Source organism: Paenibacillus sp. FSL L8-0435, from assembly GCF_037965655.1.
In the GTDB taxonomy this organism is placed as follows: Bacteria; Bacillota; Bacilli; order Paenibacillales; family Paenibacillaceae; genus Paenibacillus.
Window position 1 is genome coordinate 6822275 of sequence record NZ_CP150185.1, and the last position, 17820, is coordinate 6840094.

15 protein-coding genes and 1 pseudogene are annotated in these 17820 nt (G+C 48.2%); 4 read left to right on the top strand and 12 right to left on the bottom strand.

The window, feature by feature from the left end; genetic code table 11:
• Nucleotides 1-106 precede the first annotated feature (106 nt).
• Nucleotides 107-298, bottom strand: a complete 192-nt coding sequence (locus tag NST33_RS30165) for a hypothetical protein (protein WP_221820006.1) — start codon at nt 296-298, stop codon at nt 107-109.
• A gap of 323 nt (nt 299-621) precedes the next feature.
• Here NST33_RS30165 and NST33_RS30170 point away from each other — a divergent pair, with 323 nt between their 5' ends.
• Both NST33_RS30170 and NST33_RS30175 read left to right on the top strand, forming a co-directional pair.
• Nucleotides 622-903: an HTH domain-containing protein gene (locus NST33_RS30170; protein ID WP_221820007.1), complete on the top strand. Its 282-nt coding sequence runs from the start codon at nt 622-624 to the stop codon at nt 901-903.
• Nucleotides 864-998 (top strand): annotated as a pseudogene (locus tag NST33_RS30175) (IS3 family transposase); the annotation flags it as partial. The gene NST33_RS30170 and the pseudogene NST33_RS30175, both read left to right, overlap by 40 nt.
• Before the next feature lie 240 nt (nt 999-1238).
• Here NST33_RS30175 and NST33_RS30180 read toward each other — a convergent pair.
• The 9 genes from NST33_RS30180 to NST33_RS30220 all read right to left on the bottom strand — a co-directional run bounded on the left by NST33_RS30180 (nt 1239) and on the right by NST33_RS30220 (nt 13208).
• On the bottom strand, nt 1239-3338 hold the full coding sequence (locus NST33_RS30180) for a glycosyl hydrolase family 18 protein (RefSeq protein WP_221820008.1): 2100 nt from the start codon (nt 3336-3338) through the stop codon (nt 1239-1241).
• Entirely contained in the window at nt 3339-4910 is a 1572-nt protein-coding gene (locus NST33_RS30185; protein ID WP_260632664.1) for a glycosyl hydrolase family 18 protein, read from the bottom strand.
• Nucleotides 4911-5285: 375 nt separating this feature from the next.
• Entirely contained in the window at nt 5286-6350 is a 1065-nt protein-coding gene (locus NST33_RS30190; protein WP_221820009.1) for a pectinesterase family protein, read from the bottom strand.
• The gene (locus tag NST33_RS30195; protein WP_221820010.1) at nt 6347-7459 is read right to left on the bottom strand and encodes a glycoside hydrolase family 88 protein; all 1113 of its coding nucleotides are present in this window, start codon (nt 7457-7459) and stop codon (nt 6347-6349) included. The genes NST33_RS30190 and NST33_RS30195 overlap by 4 nt, the downstream gene beginning before the upstream one ends.
• Before the next feature lie 86 nt (nt 7460-7545).
• Nucleotides 7546-8514, bottom strand: coding sequence for a LacI family DNA-binding transcriptional regulator (locus tag NST33_RS30200; protein WP_221820013.1), 969 nt, complete (start codon nt 8512-8514; stop codon nt 7546-7548).
• Nucleotides 8515-8553: 39 nt separating this feature from the next.
• On the bottom strand, nt 8554-10149 hold the full coding sequence (locus NST33_RS30205; RefSeq protein ID WP_221820015.1) for an extracellular solute-binding protein: 1596 nt from the start codon (nt 10147-10149) through the stop codon (nt 8554-8556).
• A gap of 68 nt (nt 10150-10217) precedes the next feature.
• Complete coding sequence (locus NST33_RS30210; RefSeq protein WP_339180568.1) at nt 10218-11099, bottom strand: carbohydrate ABC transporter permease; 882 nt, start codon at nt 11097-11099, stop codon at nt 10218-10220.
• 30 nt (nt 11100-11129) lie between these two features.
• Complete coding sequence (locus NST33_RS30215; protein ID WP_047841090.1) at nt 11130-12035, bottom strand: ABC transporter permease subunit; 906 nt, start codon at nt 12033-12035, stop codon at nt 11130-11132.
• 369 nt (nt 12036-12404) lie between these two features.
• Nucleotides 12405-13208 (bottom strand): helix-turn-helix domain-containing protein, encoded by an 804-nt coding sequence (locus NST33_RS30220; protein WP_221820018.1) that lies wholly within the window; start codon nt 13206-13208, stop codon nt 12405-12407.
• A gap of 117 nt (nt 13209-13325) precedes the next feature.
• On the opposite strand from NST33_RS30220, the gene NST33_RS30225 reads away from it, so the two are divergent.
• Both NST33_RS30225 and NST33_RS30230 read left to right on the top strand, forming a co-directional pair.
• Nucleotides 13326-14549: an MFS transporter gene (locus tag NST33_RS30225; protein WP_221820020.1), complete on the top strand. Its 1224-nt coding sequence runs from the start codon at nt 13326-13328 to the stop codon at nt 14547-14549.
• Between the two features lie 78 nt (nt 14550-14627).
• Nucleotides 14628-15410 carry an ABC transporter ATP-binding protein gene (locus NST33_RS30230; protein WP_339306198.1) on the top strand — a complete coding sequence of 261 codons (783 nt, stop codon included), beginning with the start codon at nt 14628-14630 and terminating at the stop codon, nt 15408-15410.
• A gap of 199 nt (nt 15411-15609) precedes the next feature.
• Here the strand turns inward: NST33_RS30230 and NST33_RS30235 are convergent, their stop codons facing one another.
• Together NST33_RS30235 and NST33_RS30240 are read right to left on the bottom strand one after the other, a co-directional pair.
• Nucleotides 15610-16338, bottom strand: coding sequence for a class I SAM-dependent methyltransferase (locus tag NST33_RS30235; protein ID WP_221820024.1), 729 nt, complete (start codon nt 16336-16338; stop codon nt 15610-15612).
• A 155-nt stretch (nt 16339-16493) separates the two neighbouring features.
• Nucleotides 16494-17789 carry a glycosyltransferase gene (locus NST33_RS30240; RefSeq protein WP_221820027.1) on the bottom strand — a complete coding sequence of 432 codons (1296 nt, stop codon included), beginning with the start codon at nt 17787-17789 and terminating at the stop codon, nt 16494-16496.
• Between the last annotated feature and the right edge of the window lie 31 nt (nt 17790-17820).

The window sequence follows — 17820 nt, forward strand, 5'->3', positions numbered from 1 at the left end:
GCCCTCCTTATAAAATCCATGTCAAACCTAACTGCATTATCATTCTGTTACTACCGTGTATCAACTAGCCCAATGATTGCAATAACATTTAAATTTCAGCTGTTTATTAACATACCCATGTCCATCCTGGGGTACAATCAGCCGTAATGCTCTTAACACAATTACCATCTGTAAAGCCTTGTGCCTGAGCACCACCAGCCACTGTATCCATCTCAGTGTCTGTCAATTCAGATAGCACACTTCCTACTGGATTATATGTAGCTGCATTAGTATTTTCCATTTGATTTTTCAATTTCATAGTTTTCACCTCCTTTCATAACTCATCCTGCTCAGCAGGGTATTCATTGTTCAATATGATAATAGTGTTCCAATTGGTTCTTAAGTACCAATTACTTATATGGGCAATATTACCATATGTATTTATGGAAGTAAATAGATTTAATAGATATATTTAAAAATATTTAGATATAATAAGTTTATTTGGAGATTCATATACATTTATATCGAAATTTAGTAGTTATACATTTCAAATTTTTTAACCTCATGAAGCTAATTAAAGGACTGATCCTAAAGAAACTAAAATCAATCACATAAAATTCTTTGAATACGAGATTGCTCAGAATGAGCAAAGGATTTAGCGAAGTAGAGCAACTTTCTGTAAACCTCTATGTGAAATCTGTATCGACCAAGGGAATAGCGTATACGGACGAATTCAAACAAATCTTTATTGCATCGAATCAACAAGGACAGCTGCCCAGAGAAACTTTTGAGTCTTGTGGATTCGATGTTCAGATCATCGACATGACCCGGATTAACGCCGCAGCCGACCAACGGAGAGCAAGTTACCAGGAACAAGGAGAACAGGAACTCACTACACTCATCCAGATTTTCAGAAGACAGTGAAACGTATGGGGCTTGGTCAATCGATGTCCAGACGAGGGAACTGCTGGGATACCGCACCGCAGGAGTCGTTCTTTGATCATTTTAAGGATGAAATCTCGTTAAAGAACTGCGCCAAACGGGATGAAGCCAAACAAGAAGTTAAAGCCTATATGTCTACTACAACCACTGGACTAAAGATCCCTAGTGTTGGCTTGTTGGCCTCAGCCTACCTTTTGCCGGATGCTAACTACGGCGAGTGTTTCATTCACATGAGAGAAAAACCACCGGATCAAAGATCGGCGGTTTTTCGTGTCTACTGCACGTTTCAATTCAAAATGTGGTAATCCATTTTTTAACTATTGAACCTGCCACAATGCAGGGACATTGGATGGCTCCCACCCAGACAAGGATGTGTGGGATTGCAAACATTTATACGTCTTACCGCTATAGGTGACCAGCTGTCCTACAGTATAGGCTGTATTCGCCTGCCAGGCGGAAACACCCGGATTTGTCGTTCCTGTTGTTGTTTTCACGGTCACCGCATTGCTCGCAGCAGAACCATTCCCCGCCGCATCCTTTGCTTTTACCGTAAATGTATACGAGGTATCCGCTGCAAGCCCGCTGATGGTTGCTGTCGTTCCGGTCACGGATGTCGCCAGTGCCGTTCCGTTGTACACATCATAACCCGTTACACCCACGTTATCCGTGGATGCCGCCCAGCTCAGCGTTATGCTGGATGTTGTTTGCGCCGTTGATGCCAGGTTCGTCGGTGCAGTTGGCGCTTGCGTATCACCTCCCGGCTGAGTCGTAGTGCTCACGGTTACAACATTACTGGCTGCAGACAGATTGCCTGCCGCATCTTTTGCTTTGATCGTGAAAGTATAGGAAGTACCTGCAGTAAGTCCATTGATCGTTGCTGTCGTTCCGGTGACGGATGTTGCAAGATTATTGCCGTTATAGACGTTATAACCGGTAACCCCTACATTGTCCGTTGAAGCATTCCAGACCAGCGTTACCGAGTTTGCCGTCACGCCTGTCGAACGGGCATTACCGGGTACGCTTGGCGCCGTCGTATCTGCTGGAGGCACTGTACCTCCGGTAGGCAGATCGGCTTTCAGTTTATTTTGAAGTGTTTTGTTCCGGTCACCGCTAAGTTCCCAGAACATCGCTCCGCCGAGTCCTTTGCTTTTGATATAAGCGGTTTTATATCCAATAGACTCCGCATCATCATAGCTAATAAAACGCTTGTTGGTCGCATTATAGAGATATGGCACCTTGGCAATGTCATTCCAGTAACGCGTGTACCCGTTTTTGTTAATGTAGTTGGTCTCCAGATCATAGAAATCAAAGGAGCCTGCTTCCCATGTTCCAACGGAAGAACCTCCCGTGCAGGTCTGATACTGGCCATTACTCGCCTGTGCGCATCCATCCCAGCCACGGCCATAGAACGGAACACCAAGCACAAGTTTAGCGGCTGGTACGCCTGCATTCAAATGTCCTTGTGCTCCGGCAGCCACATTAAATGTATTGGCATCCGGCACCCCAGCAGCCGAAGCCGCTGGGTCATAGTTCAACGGCGCGTTATGCGCGCTGATTTTTTGCCAGGCCCCGTTAAAATCGTATGTCATAATATTAATCCAGTCGACGATGGCAGCTATATTGGCAAGCTCAGTATTCGCAGCATAGGTCGTCGATGCACCGCTTGCAATCGTAAGCAGATACTTCTTGCCGTCCACAGCTCCGGCAGCATCCAGCTTCTCACGGATTTTGCTCAGAAGCAGTGTGTAATTTTGCTTATCCTCAGGACGTTTGCTGTTCCCATCAAGCCCACCTGATACCGGGTACTCCCAGTCCAGATCTACCCCGTCAAAATTGTATTTCCGCAGGAAGTCGACGGCAGAGTTTGCAAATACCTCTCGCGTTGCAGCAGTCGCAGCTACATCGGAGAAGCGGTTGGACCATGTCCATCCTCCCACGGAGATGATTGTCTTCAGATTAGGATTGATCTGTTTCAGCTTGTTAAGCTGATTGATATTGCCTGCAATGGGCTGATCCCACGTATCCCCTGCAAATGTCTTGCCGGTATCAATCCATGGATCGCCGAGCACGATCGTGCCATTGGGTACATTGATTGTCTGGCTCTTCTCATTCTGACACGTCCAGGTCACCGGGTTAGGGCCTGAAGGGTCCGGGTTTCCATGAACGCCGTTCCAGCAAATATCGGCAAAAGCATAGTTGATATGCGTGACTTTGGTTGGGTCGATATCCGTTACATTATAGTTTCTCCCATACGCAGCCCAGGACGGGTAATAACCAACAATTTTATAAGAATCTGCAGCTGCTGCCGTAGCGGGTTGGAGCACAAAAGAAGGAATAACGACGGATAAGAGCAGGGATAGACCCAGGAGAAACTTTGCGGTTTTCTTGAAAGCAGTGTGTTTATTTAAATGTATCATCTAATACACAACCTCCTTTGTCGTTTGCGTACTCAGCCCGTTCAGGAACGGACGATGTGCGCTCGAAAACTGGTTATTCGTATATGCGTCCCAGTTGATTGACCAGGTCATAATCCCTTTTATCCCCGCATAGCCCGTAGACTGGTGCAAAGTATAGGAACCACCGTATGACACACCTTTGATTAGATAATTCAATGCCTTCTGCAGATCGGCCGGGGTTGTATAACCACCTCCAGCAGCCTGCTGGGAAGCCGGTACACCGATTGCAATCTGATCCGGTCGCAAGGGACTAAAGAAAGGGCCTGTACCGCCGCCTACATGAAAGCCTTGAAGCAGCATCTCCGCCATAGCCACATGGAAATCAGCTGTTCCTTGGGCGTAAGAACGTCCATCCAGCCCCACCATGGAGCCCGTGTTATAGTGCTGCACATGAAGCAGGGTCAGGTCATTACGCAAGGCATGGATGACTGGCAAGTAAGCTCCCCAAGGGCCGCCGTAGCTCAGATATCCACCCTGCACATAGGCCGTCTCCGGCGCAGCCGTCAGGATGAAATTGGCGCCGAAGTGTGACTTAACCGCTTTCACGCCTTGGATGAGGTTGACAATTTTCGGTGTAGTTGGACTACGGAAATCGATATCCCCTGCATTCAGAGACAGGGAACTTCCTTCCAGATCAATGTCTAGACCATTGAAACCATACGTCGAAATGATTGATTTTAACGAATCTTCGAACTGCTGTCTCTTGGTCGCATCGGTGAGCTCAATGGTACCGTTGGCTCCCCCCATGGAAAGAAGTACTTTTTTTCCCTGGCTCTGCAGATAGGCAATATCGGATTTGAATTCGGCTACCGTTGCATTGTATGGAGTAAAAGCAAGCGTTCCGCTGCCATGTGAAATCGGTTCAGCAAAGGAGACATTAATGACGTCATAGGCTGTTGATACGTTACGAAGTCTGATATTGGTTGAACCATTGTCGAAGTTATGCCAGTAGCCGATCAGCCATTTGCCGCCGGTTGGCCCAGGATTGGAAGATCCATTGGAAGTTGTCACACTGAGGGAGGTGCTCGCAGCGGATATATTGCCTGCGGCATCTTTGGCTTTTACCGAAAAAGCATAAGTCGTGCTAGCTGTCAGTCCAGTGACTACAGCTGTTGTAGTTGAAGTACTTGTCACAAGAACGCCGTTCCGGTACACCTCATACCCCGCCACGCCCACATTATCCGTGGATGCATTCCAGGAAAGACTCACAGAGGTGTTCGTGATGGAGGATGAAGTCAGACCCGCAGGAACAGAAGGTGGTGCCGTATCTGGCGTTGGCGTTTCCCCTCCCGAACCTTCCCCGACGTATTTCCACAACGCGGGCACCACAGAGGGCTCCCATCCGGTCAACGCCGTGTGGGCCTGAATACACTCATAATCTTTATTTTGATATGTTACGAGGTCTCCTTTCTTGTATGCGGTGCCTGCCTGCCACTGGGCGGCGGCATCGGCTCTCGGTGCAAACCACGAAATAAGTAGAAGAAATGTCAAAGCAAATGTAATGACCGGGCGGAATCGAACAGCTTGATTCAAGCAAAATCCCTCCTGTACTAAGGATACGTTCACCTTGCAAACAAAACTTCAATTGTCCACCTGCATCTGATCTGTGATCGATTAGAGTCAGCCTCATTCAGCCATCTGATGTTGCGTGTCACTTCACTCCCTTCCCTTACCAAAATGGACCTTCCCTCTCGTGTTCTTTTTTTGCAGGCACCATCCAAATTTTACAGGGAATTTACAGATCCTCACCCTGTATTTAATCAGTAAAATGCAAAAGAGATAAGGGATAAAATAGTTCTATTGGGGGCGAAAAATGTAATATAGCGCACAAAAAAGGTTTTCGTTCAAGTCCTTAGGAGACTTGAACGAAAACCTATGTTAGATATTACGCAGAGAAGAGGGCATATCTTACCGCCGCAGCCCCCCTCTCCCTTCCAAAGGCTGCCATCCATCTACGCCGGACAGAATCAGAGGTACAGTGTACTCGGCCGCTTCCTGTTCGGTCAGTATTTTGGCCCAAGGCACACGATCAGCAGCACATCCGGCACCAGGCCCGGCGCTGTTGTATTCCGCATACTGAACGGTCTGCTCTGCATCTGTTTTGTTCCAGTTGTGCCATCCCTCCCGCTTCACATGAGCGCCGATCCAGCAGTTCAGAAAACAGACTTTGGCATGATGACGCCACGGTCTGCCCAGATACACCGACTGCGGCGGAGCATTGCTGGTCAGATCACAGTCCAGAAACACATAGCCGTAACGCACATCCTCTGGCGTAGAGGCTGCGGTAATCCAACCGTTCACTTGTCCATCCGCTGCCTCCGCTTCAGTCAGGCGATTCTTCGTAAAGATCTCGCAGCCCTTAAACACCACGGTAGCCGAGCCAAAAATAAAATCGATATCACCTTCGATGTAACAGTCCTCGAAATACTGCCGCAGTTTGCGCCGCTCGGCACCATCGCGTGGCCCGCCAAAATAACTGCGATCCATGGGCTGCTCCGGCAGCGGGCCGGTGAAGATTGTATCCTGGTGACCGATCAAACGACAGCGGCGAAAGACCGCCCGGTCTCCATCCACATAAACGGCCAGCGCCTGACCAACCTGCTTGCCCGGCCCGGCAGCATTTACGAAGGAAATTCCCTCTGCCGTGAAATCATCAGCACCAATGAAAGCCGTATAGGAATGAAACGTATGATATGGCGACCCGTCCGGGAACTTCTTGAGTGCATGATCATCATACGTAATGATCGTCTGCTCCGCCCCCTCACCAATCAGGTGGATGCCCGGCTTCTCCATATGCAGCTTCTCATGATAGACACCAGCCTTCACTCGAATTGGAACGGTTCCGATGCCATTCTCCGGCAGCGCATCAACTGCGGCCTGAATCGTCACATAATCCCCTGTCCCATCTGAAGCAACAGTCAGACAGGGAGCCGATGATTCCAATGCTGTATTTGGCAATCTCTGCTGCGTCATGGCAATCGCTCCATTTCCAGCACTGCCAGCAGAAGCGGAGCCACCCCCATAAAAGAATCGCTTACAACCGCTTCGGTTACATAGTAGTTGTACGAGCCATCCCGATCCAGGCTTAGTCCTGCGCCATGACAGATCCCGTTTAACCGAATGCCATCAGCCGTCTCCTCCACCAATCTGGAGGAAAGTCCCTGCCATCCCTTCTCCGCCGCAGCTCTGAAATGCGGCTCCAGATACCTTAGCCGCACACCCTTAGCAAGTGCATATACAAACATGCTTGATCCGGATGCTTCCAGATAGTTGCCTTTGCGGAAACCCTGATCCAGTACCTGGAACCATAACCCGCTCTCCTGCTCCTGCATGCGCACCAAAGCATGGCACATCCGTTCGAAGATACCGATGATGGTTCCGCGCTTTGGATGATTCACGGGGAAATGCTCCACGCTGTCTACAATCGCCATGGCATACCAGCCCATCGCCCGGCTCCAGAAATGTGGGGAGCAACCTGTCGATGAATCTGCCCAGACCTGCTCCTTCGATTCATCCCAGCCATGATAGAGCAGTCCGGTCCGCGGATCACGGGTCTGGCGTTCGACCAGCAAAATCTGATGCGCCACTTCATCCCATAACTCGGGATGATGAAATGTCTTCGCATACTCGGACAGAAAGGGAGATGACATATACAGGCCGTCCAGCCACATCTGGAATGGATAGATTTTTTTGTGCCAGAAACCGCCTTCTGATGTTCGGGGTTGCCCTGCGAGTTGTGCTGCCAAGAGATGCGCCGCTTCTGCGTAACGCTTATCTTCAGCACCATCCAGTAATGCAAACAGGTTTTTCCCCTGATTAATCTGATCCAGATTATATTCTTCCAAAGTATAGGTGCCAATAGAGCCGTCCGGCTGGATATACAGATCCATATGTTTTTTCATAAAATCAACATACTCTTGCTTGCCATAATACTGCCCGGTTCGTGCCATCGCCATCAAGGTCATGCCTTCCACGTATGCCCATCGTCCCGAAGGGAACGCATGATAACCGTCCCCGTCACATTGCTGGATAATTGTTGCTGCAATTCGCTCAGACCAGGATAACTGTGTCTGTACCTGCATAAGCAATTCCTCCTTGAATGTTGTACTCACCTAATACATACATGTATGACTAGGATAACCGCTTCACTCTTCATAGGTTGCTGTCCTTATTGCCGGCACATTGCCGTTGAATTGCGAAGGTTCAGCTTGGGCTGAATAACTACCGGAACGTCGACCTGTTCATCACGGATTAACGATACAATCAGCTCTGCTGCCTGCACAGCCAGTTCATCCAGAGACGGGCCAATCGTCGTCAAAGCCACTTCCGCATATTGCATATCCGGTAGATCATCATACCCGATTAACGAGATATCGCGTGGAACGCTGTAATCTGCCTCAAGCAAAGCCCGGAGCGCACCTCGGGTGACCAGGTTGTTCAGTCCAATAAAAGCTGTCGGCGAATCCGGCCCAAACGCATGATTACGTATGGCAAAATACCCGTCTTCCCAGGAGGAATACGCTGGCAGCACATGGTCTTCGTTAAAAGCCAGACCCGTACGCTGCAACGCTTCCCGGTATCCCTCCAGCTTGACATGCTGGGAGTTTCCGATGAATCCGATTCGGCGGTGGCCCAGCGATTTCAGATGCTCCACTGCTTTGAACAGCCCTTCTTTGCGGTCAATCTTGATGTAAGGAGAGTTCGGCGCTTCATCTGTACCCAGCACAAAACACGGCATGTTGAGTGTTGCGAACTTTTTCCAGAACATCTCCCGATTGTCCAGTGCATAGTCCCACAGAATACATCCGTCCACGCGCAGCTGGCTGAAGACATCCACGCCATCATCCGCCACAACCAGGATCATCTGATATCCTCGCTTCTTCAGCTCGGTGTGCAGACGGCCGGAGATGTTCGAGAATAACGGATTGCTCAGCTCATCCAGTACAAAACCGATAATGTTGCTTCTGCCTGTGGAGAGCTGCCGGGCCAGCATGTTTTTCCGATATTGATGTTTCTCCGCGACCGCAAGCACCTTCTGCTTTGTTGCCGGTTTGATCGCGGGATCATCATTCAGCGCCTTCGATACCGTGCTATAGCTCACCCCCGCCAGTTTGGCAATATCTTTAATGGTTATCAAAATCAATCAACACCTCTCATACGCCTAAAACCCTATTTCTTATTTCTGTGCAGACTTATAACGATCATATTGTGCCTGTCTGCCCGCAATAACCTGCTCTATATTCATCTTTTTCAACGTCTCAATATAACTGTCAAACTGATCCAGACTGGCGTCCCCGCTAATAAACTTAAAGTTCATCTCTTCCACATACGTGGTGATGTCAGGCATCGCCATGCTCTCCACGCTCGCTTCATCCGGCAGGGCATAGACAAACGGGAACGGTTCGCGCACATACGGCTCCAGTTCCTTATCCATTTTTGCATGCCAAGGGGCTACGACGGAATCGGCAGAATCGGTGGATTGGATGTTCGGCAGATTCACCGGACCAATGCCGAGCTTCTGAATGTATTCATTGTCCTTGCCTTTGTCCGTAAATGTCTTCACGCCATTCTCTTCCGTATACGTGTCATCCTTGATGCCCCACGTATAATACGTCTGTGCTTCCTCACTTACGGCATAGTCCAGGAAGCGGAAAGCAAGTTCCGGATTTTTACTATCACGTGTAATGCCAAAGATGCCACTCACTGGTGTACGTCCTACATAGAACTGATCCCCATGCGGTCCTTTCAGTGGTAAAATGCCTTTGATGATTGGCTCTTCCGGATTGTAATCCTTGAACAACGGACTGTAGACCATCGACATATACCAGCTAAAATTAAACGTTGCGCCCGTCACATCCTGAGAGATGCGCGACGTGACCTGATCACTCGTGGTACTCGCATAATCCACCCCAAGCAGACCTTCCTTGTAGAGTCCGTTCAGATAGGTCAAGTACTCCTTGTAGGCAGGCTCATAATAGCTGAAATGTACCTTGCCCTGATCGTCTGCATAGAACTGGTTGGACAGATCGAGACCAAACGCGGGGCCAAAGGCCATGGATACAAATTTTGCTTCCATGGACAGTGGAATCTCATCGGCTTTTCCGTTGCCGTTCGGATCCTCTGTCTTGAATTTGCGCAGCATCGCCGTGAATTCATCCAGCGTGGTCGGCTCGCTTAATCCCAACTTATCGAGCCAGCGCACATTAACCATAAATACCGGCATGTAGTTGCGGGTTAACGTCTGCTGCGGGATATAATACATTTTACCATCTGGCGTTGTTAAACTGGCTTTGACTGAAGGCGACTTTTCATATATTTTTTTGAGATTCACGCCGTACTTCTCTACCAGTTCATTAATCGGAATGAACAGACCGCTGTTAATGTACTTCATCAGCTGATCCTGATCCGGCAGGTACACGATATCGGGCAAGCCGGTACCAGCAGCCAGCCTCGGATTGACGGCATCCGCATAGTTCTGCGGCGGAATCAGATCCCAATCCACCGTCACACCAGCGTTGCTCTCAATTTTCTTCACGATGGCTGCGGTGGACAGATCCACATTAGTCGTCCAGGCGTTGGTGCCTAGAATAGACAGCTTGGCATCCGGCTGATCCGTCACCGGCCCTGCTCCGGTATAATTGAAGGCTGGTTCCGAACTGGACGGGGTTCTCCCCGCATCGGTTCCCGCCCCTGTTCCGCCGCTACATCCCGCCAGGCTGATTGCCAGTATCGCTGCGATTACACTTTTTCTTCCTGCCCCTTTAAATCTCATCCATCATTCCTCCTTGGTATGAACCATTCTGAACTCCCTTGAATGACATGACACTTAAGTAAGTAAAGCTATCCTTTCACGGCTCCGAGGGTAATTCCCTTAACGAAGTACCGTTGGATAAACGGGTAGATCGTAACAATAGGCAGAATGCTGACCACAATGGATACATAACGAACCTGAAGGGAGGAGACCGCCAGCGCACCAGATGTCATCGTACCGCCCATCTTCTGCATCACTTCCGGCGAAGCCATGATCAGCACTCTTCGCAGGAACATCTGTAAGGGTTGCATATCCTGTTTGCCCAGATATAATAGGGCCGTGAAAAAGTTGTTCCAGTGGAATACCGCATAGTACAGCGTGAGCACAGCCAGTGTTGGCTTGATGATGGGAACCGCCAGACGATACAGCATCGTCATCTCGTTGGCTCCGTCTATACTGGCACTTTCGAATATTTCATTCGGAATACCTTCGAACGCTGAGCGGCAGATCATGACGTTAAACGTAATCACCAGCACAGGCAGCACCATAACCCAGCGGGTGTTGTACAGCCCAAGCGAGGTAATCAGCATGTAGACCGGAATGAGTCCACCCGAGAAATACATGGTAAAGGCGATGAAGAAATTCAGCTTGCGGCGTAAGAAAAACTGCTGTCTGGATAATGGGAACGCGGCAAGACATGTTGCCACAATGTTCAATAGTGTGCCTACCACGGTGTACCAGAGGGTGTTATAGAACGAAACCCACAACTCCTTGTATTGCAGTACCATTTGGTAACCTGACAGGGTAAATCCAACGGGCCACAATACAACTTTTTGTTTGTCGATGGCATCCACCGAGCTGAATGAAATACTAATGACGTACAGGAAGGGATACAACGTAATCACGACCGCCAGTATGGTCAGCAGGTAAACGCATCCGTAGAACAACCGATCACTACTCGATTTTTGCATACAGGATCTCCTTTGGGTTCGGTTATGGTGTTACCAGAGTGACATCTTGGTCAGACGGCGGGTCATGGAATTGGCTGCAAAAACAAGGATAAAGGTGATGATGGAGTTGAACAGGCCGACCGCTGTGGCGAAGCCGTAATTCTGGCCCTCAATCCCCATCCGGTATACATAGGTAGACAAGACATCAGCTGTTTCGTAGGTGGCTCCGTTGTAGAGCAGATATACTTTCTCGAAACCTACACTCATAATGCCGCCAAGCGACAGAAGCAGAAGAATGACAATGGTTGGTTTGATACTGGGAAGGGTCAGGTGCCATAGCTCCTGGAATTTGTTGACGCCGTCGATTTTGCCGGAATCATACATCTCGGGGTCGATCCCCATAATGGCTGCAATGTAGATGATGGAGCTGAAGCCAAAGCTCTGCCAGATGTCGGAACTTGTGAAGATGGTACGGAACCAGCTCGCATCCATCATGAAGTTCACTTTTTCCATGCCAAGACTCGCGATGAGGGTGTTCACAATACCGTCTGTTGGTGACAGGAAGTTAATAATCATGCCAGCTACAACAACAGTGGAGATGAAGTGAGGAAGGTACGTAACCGTCTGGGCAAATCGCTTGAATGTCCGGTTCTTGATCTCCACGATGCAGACAGCGAATAAAATCGGAATGGAGAAGCCAAACAGGAGTGGCAGGAAGGCGAGCAAAAATGTGTTACGAAGCAGTCGCCAGAAGTAAATGGAATTCACGAATTGTTCGAACCAGCGCAGTCCCACCCACTCCCCGCTGAGCATGCCCTGCCCCGGCAAGAAATTACGAAATGCCAATAACACGCCAGGCATCGGAAGGTACATGAAGATGAGGTAATACAGAAAGATAGGCGAAAACATCAGTAGCAAATACTTATCCCGTCTGATCAGGCTGAACAGCGTGGACATGCGTTTTTTCAACGTGAAACACTCCCCTTCGCTACATAATTACAACGTTTGAATTTTTGAATAAAAAGGAACTGTCATTCCACTGACGCATTTGTTATTCATCTCATTCACAATTTGTAACAACCTATATCATTCTGCGTAATAGCGAGATAACTAATTTGAAATAGTCCTCCTTACACCGTATTTATTTCTTTTTAACATTTGCCATAATTGTAATTACAACGTTGTAATTTTAATCTAAATGTATACGCTTACATAAACTTTTTCCCATCTTAGCAAAGTCTTCAATGTTTGGCAACAACAAAAATCAGTGACATGCTGTAACGTACTAAAATACAGTCTCGCATACGCGAGACTGCCCGTTAAAATCTAAATGTGATTCCGATATTCCATCGGTGTCATCACATACACTCGCTGAAAGGCTCTGTAAAACTGACTGACGCTGGAAAATCCCAGTTCATAACTGATTGTGGTCACTGAATCCGTTGTATGGCGGAGCCTCCTGGACGCTTCTTCTACGCGCAAATTCAGCAGATATTGATACGGTGTTGTTCCCGTAATAGCCTTGAAAGAACGCATAAAATGATACCGGCTCTGATGCGCGACCATCGCCATCGAATCAATATCCATTGGACCTGTGTAGGCACTGTGAATGTAATCCAGCACTCGTTGGAGATGAGGATCAATGAATGTACCGGGATTTACAGTCCTTTTTCCATTTTCCTGCCCCGTCAACATACGCCTTAGATACGTTTCAACCGCCAGTTCTGTTTCCTGCACTTGCAGCATTTCGGGCACATCATCTAACAAAATGGAATTCCAGCCTCGAAACAGACTGCTGATCTCAGCAGGATCAAATGTCTGGGTAGGTCGAAACTCAGCTCGTCCCCCACTTAATTCCGCACCTTCTAAACTACCTAATGGCGGTTTACGGAACTTGATCACAATGACAGCCGAATCCGACCCTATCTCAAAATAATGCTCAGTCTGGGGATGAGCAATAATCCCTATGCCTGCTCTTAGCGGGTATGCATGCCGTTCCTGTACCAGATGACATTGACCTCTGACCGGCAGCGTTAGCTGATACCAGTCGTCATGTACATGCGGCTCATTCGCAAACCCTCCGGTAGCTTTCCATAATTCCAACCCATTTAGCGTCATGTTTAATTCCATCGTTTGCTCACCTGCTGACATTATAGCAAATCGTGCTCACTTTCCAAGCACTTTTCACAAAGACATGATCTTCCCCCATCTTTTATCATAGAAAAAAATAATTCGAGGTGATCTCCCATGGCTCAGGCCACTTTAAGCAAAATGCAAATCAACTCCTCCGCCAATTGGGCACTTGCCGGAGTCAGCTTCGCCCATCTGCTGAATGATGCGATGCAGACAGTGGTTCCGTCTGCTTTCCCACTATTCCAGCAGACCATGCAGCTCAGTTTCGCCCAGATGGGCTGGATTGCCTTCACCCTGAATATTACCGCATCAGTCCTTCAGCCACTGGTCGGTTATATGTCAGACCGCAAGCCCATGCCGATCCTGCTTCCCGGAGGCATGTTATTCTCCCTGATCGGTGTTCTCGGCTTAGCCTTGTCATCCGAGTTATGGATGCTGCTTGTTGCGGCAGCATTGATTGGTATAGGCTCATCCATCCTCCATCCCGAATCCTCACGTGTGGCCCATATGGCAGCCGGACGAGGACGCGGAATGGCGCAGTCGATCTTCCAGGTGGGAGGCAACACAGGACAGGCTATTGCTCCATTACTGGTCGCCTTCATCCTGCTGCCACATGGACAGCGAAGTTTTCTATGGCTGATGGGCTTTGCCCTGATCGGCATCTTTATTCAGTCTTTTGTCAGTCGTTGGTACAGAGACAAGCTTGCCGAGACTCGCATTCGTCAGCAACGCCCTCTAAAATCAAGCGGCGCAGAGCCAGTGACACAGCCTGTGAGCAGGGGATTCATCGCTTTTACAATGGGAATTCTCATCCTGCTGTTATTCTCCAAATTCGTATATATTGCTGGCATGACCGGGTATTACGCCTTCTATTACGCCGATGCATATGACTTACCTCTCTCCCAGGCACAGATCTGTCTGTTTATTTTGCAATTTGCAGGTATGGTCGGAACCTTGCTCGGCGGCCCACTCGCTGACCGCTACGGACGCAAACCGATGATCTGGTTCTCCATTGCAGGCACTGCACCGTTTTCCCTGCTGTTACCTTATGCAGGACCCGTCTTGTCCATGGTATTATGCGGAATGATTGGACTAATCCTGATGTCCGGCTTCAGCGTCATCATTGTCTATGCACAGGAATTGCTTCCTCGTCATATTGGAACGGTATCCGGATTGTTTTTTGGCCTGTCGTTTGGCATGGCTGGACTTGGTTCGGTTGTGTTAGGTTCCTTAATTGACGTGACCAGCATTGCGTTTGTTATCAAGTTATGTTCGTTTTTGCCACTGCTTGGTGTGTGTGCTGTATTTCTGCGCAAGGACCAACCAAGAACAGCGTGATAACCGTTGAAACCTCACTGATTTTGTGACCACAATACACCTAAGACACTCGAGGATAACAGAAGGAAGGAATAACGCATGATTATTGATGTACAGCATGTTACTTGGAAAAGGGGACCCCTTACCCTGCTGAACGATGTGAACTGGCAGGTTAATGACGGTGAACACTGGGCGTTGCTTGGCCTGAATGGCTCCGGCAAAACAACACTCCTGAACATGATCACCGGGTATCTCTGGCCGACCGAAGGCAAGATATCCGTGTTAGGCCATGAATATGGGGATGTGGATCTGAGACAGCTTCGCAAATCCATTGGCTGGGTCAGTTCATCTCTGCAAGAGAAATTGCATGGCACAGACCGCACACAGTATGTCGTGATCAGCGGCAAACATGCCACCATTGGCTTGTATGACAAGCTGTCGAATGATGATCTGGAACAGGCACAGGAATTGATGCAAACGCTGGGCTGTCAGCACCTGTGGGATCGCGAATATCGTACCTGTTCTCAAGGGGAGAAACAGAAACTTCTCATTGCCCGAGCACTTATGGCCAATCCACGCGTACTTATTCTGGACGAGCCTTGCAATGGACTGGATCTGTTCTCAAGAGAACGACTGCTGGAGAGTATTCGTGAATTGTCCCAGCGACCCGATACCCCTTCGCTCATCTATGTCACCCATCACACGGAGGAAATATTGTCCGTCTTTAGTCACAGCCTTTTGCTGCGCCGAGGTGAAGTTGTCAGTAGCGGATTAACTGGCGATTTGATGAACACAGAAGTGCTGAGCAACTTCTTCGAGGCACCTGTGGAAGTGGATCGACATGGTGAACGTGTCTATGTCAGAGCTGCGGCGGATTCATAATTACGGGGTTATACACAGCAAACGTAACATAGGTGTAGAAACATAACAGTAAAAAGCCCAATATCTTATCCACATGTGGATAGATTTTGGGCCTTTTACTGCTATATCTAGTGTTATCCACCGTTTTCTGTGTAGAACTTTCTAATTTATGAGTATAACTTTACGGTTCATCTATTTATCTATACGTTTTACCACTATCCTATTTCCGGGCACCTAGAAACAGAAACAATGGAATACGCTGCCTGCGTAGATAGGTTTCCTCGTTTACAAAATAGGCACGCTGTGGTGCTGACTCTCGTAAATGTTCTACATGAAATCCTGCCCGCTGCAACGCCATATAGTATGATTCAATGGAACGATGCATCTTTTTCACAGAACCGCCCAGCCACTGCTGCTCCCGATATCCTTCCACAAAATACTGATCAACCACCCAATCCGTTCGAGTCCCGGAGGGTTGCAGTGTAGACGTGATCACAGGATGTTCTACCGAGAATACAAATGCCCCGTTCTCTTTCAACGTATTGTATATGTTGCGGAACAGGCTCTCCAGATCTTCAATATAGTGAACAGCCAGTCTTGATATAACCAGATCGTACGCTCCCGCCGGATAGGTCCAGTCTTCCATGAACGCTTGCTCAATCCGGGCATTCAATCCATTTACTGACTCGTTAGCTGCCTGAATCATATTCACAGAACCTTCAATTCCCGTATACGTCGCACCTTCACTCTCCATACTGAGCAATTCTGCCGCGAACCTTGCATCTCCACAACCAAGGTCCAGAATATTCTTGCCAGCAACGTCTCCGATCAACTCCAGCATCACCGGCTTCTCCAATGTATCATTGGCGTTCTCCTGCCACTTGCGACGTTCCATGTACTTTTCGAAATTCGCCTCATTATCGTAAAAATCCGATCCTCTGCCCTTCATTCTGTGACCCTCCATTTCGGATAAGCATGCTTTCTATTTACAGCCTGTAAGAGTATACAGAATATGGATGTCTCTGACTATAACAAAAAAAGGCTGTTGTCTGGAGTTATCCAGCAAACAGCCTTTCTGCCTTACACTTATAACATTTACGCCGCTTAGCCAAAACGTTCTGTTTTGTACCATTTGCTTTCGCGTTTCCGAATCTTGTCCATGATCAAGGAGTAGAAAGCCTTGATCGAGATCAGGATGAACAGCTGTGCATACGTGAAATAGGATACGCAGGCATAGATGAAATTACGAGTATTGCTCTGTCCAATATCTGCGGCAAGTGCCAGATTGATCTGTAACACGTAAATAAAGTACATAAGTGCCCAACCAATGACCAGGAACACATACGCATCGCCGGCAAACTGGAACGGTGAACTTACCTCTGGTTTAAATATGGCAATGACCCGATAAACCAGATTCACGAGAAATATAATATCCGATACAATGATCGCAAGCATAAACCAGAAATAACTGACGGCATAATAGATGACAAGCAACTTATTACGCCAACTGGAACGGTTAAACAGGTTATGAATATTATCCAGTACCACTTGGTAGTTCCCCTTGGCCCAGCGTTCGCGCTGCTTCATGTATACACTAAGCTGTTCCGGCTCCTGCTGATAAGCTTCCGCTTGCGGCGCAAGCGCCACAAACTGTCCGCGATTCAAAATCTCGAATGATAGCGCCGTATCTTCTGTAATGGCTGTCACATCCCAGCCGCCAATCTCCCGGATCAAGTCGGTTTTGATAATGTAATTCGTTCCCGGGATGGAACCCAGCTGAAACAATTCCCACAGACCCGTGTGATACACACGTTGCGAAGTGATGATCTCCAGATTAATGCATTTGGAGAGGAAATTCTGTCCTCTGTTGCGTGCTTTGTTTCTGCCAAAAACCACGCCATATTGTTCAGGGTTCTCAAGCGATTTTTGCGTCAAAAACATTAATGAATTCCGTTCAGGTGCGGCATCTGCATCGAAGATACAGATCCAGTCGCCCGTGGCAATGTCCAGTCCGTCATTTAATGCCCCGGACTTGCCACCGGTTCCTTTTCGCTCCATTACCGTCACATTACGATGCATATAACTGGTCTGACTGAGGAATGATCTCAGCTTCTCTGCGGTATCATCTGTACAGTTATCCGCGATCACGATGACCTGAACTTTATCCTCCGGATAATTCAGGCGCAGAATATGCTCTACCGTCGCAACAATGACCAGACCCTCGTTATGCGCAGGTACCATGACCGTGACTGTTGGATAATGATCCATATTTTCAGGGATCTGAATCCCTTTTTTGTCCTGTTTATTAATAAAGCGAATCGCACCTGCCATAATAACAATTGACTCGAATACGGCAATCCAGATACTAAATATGGATAATATTAAAATAAAATCAGCCACTTACTTTCCTCCGATCATACTTGCGAATAAC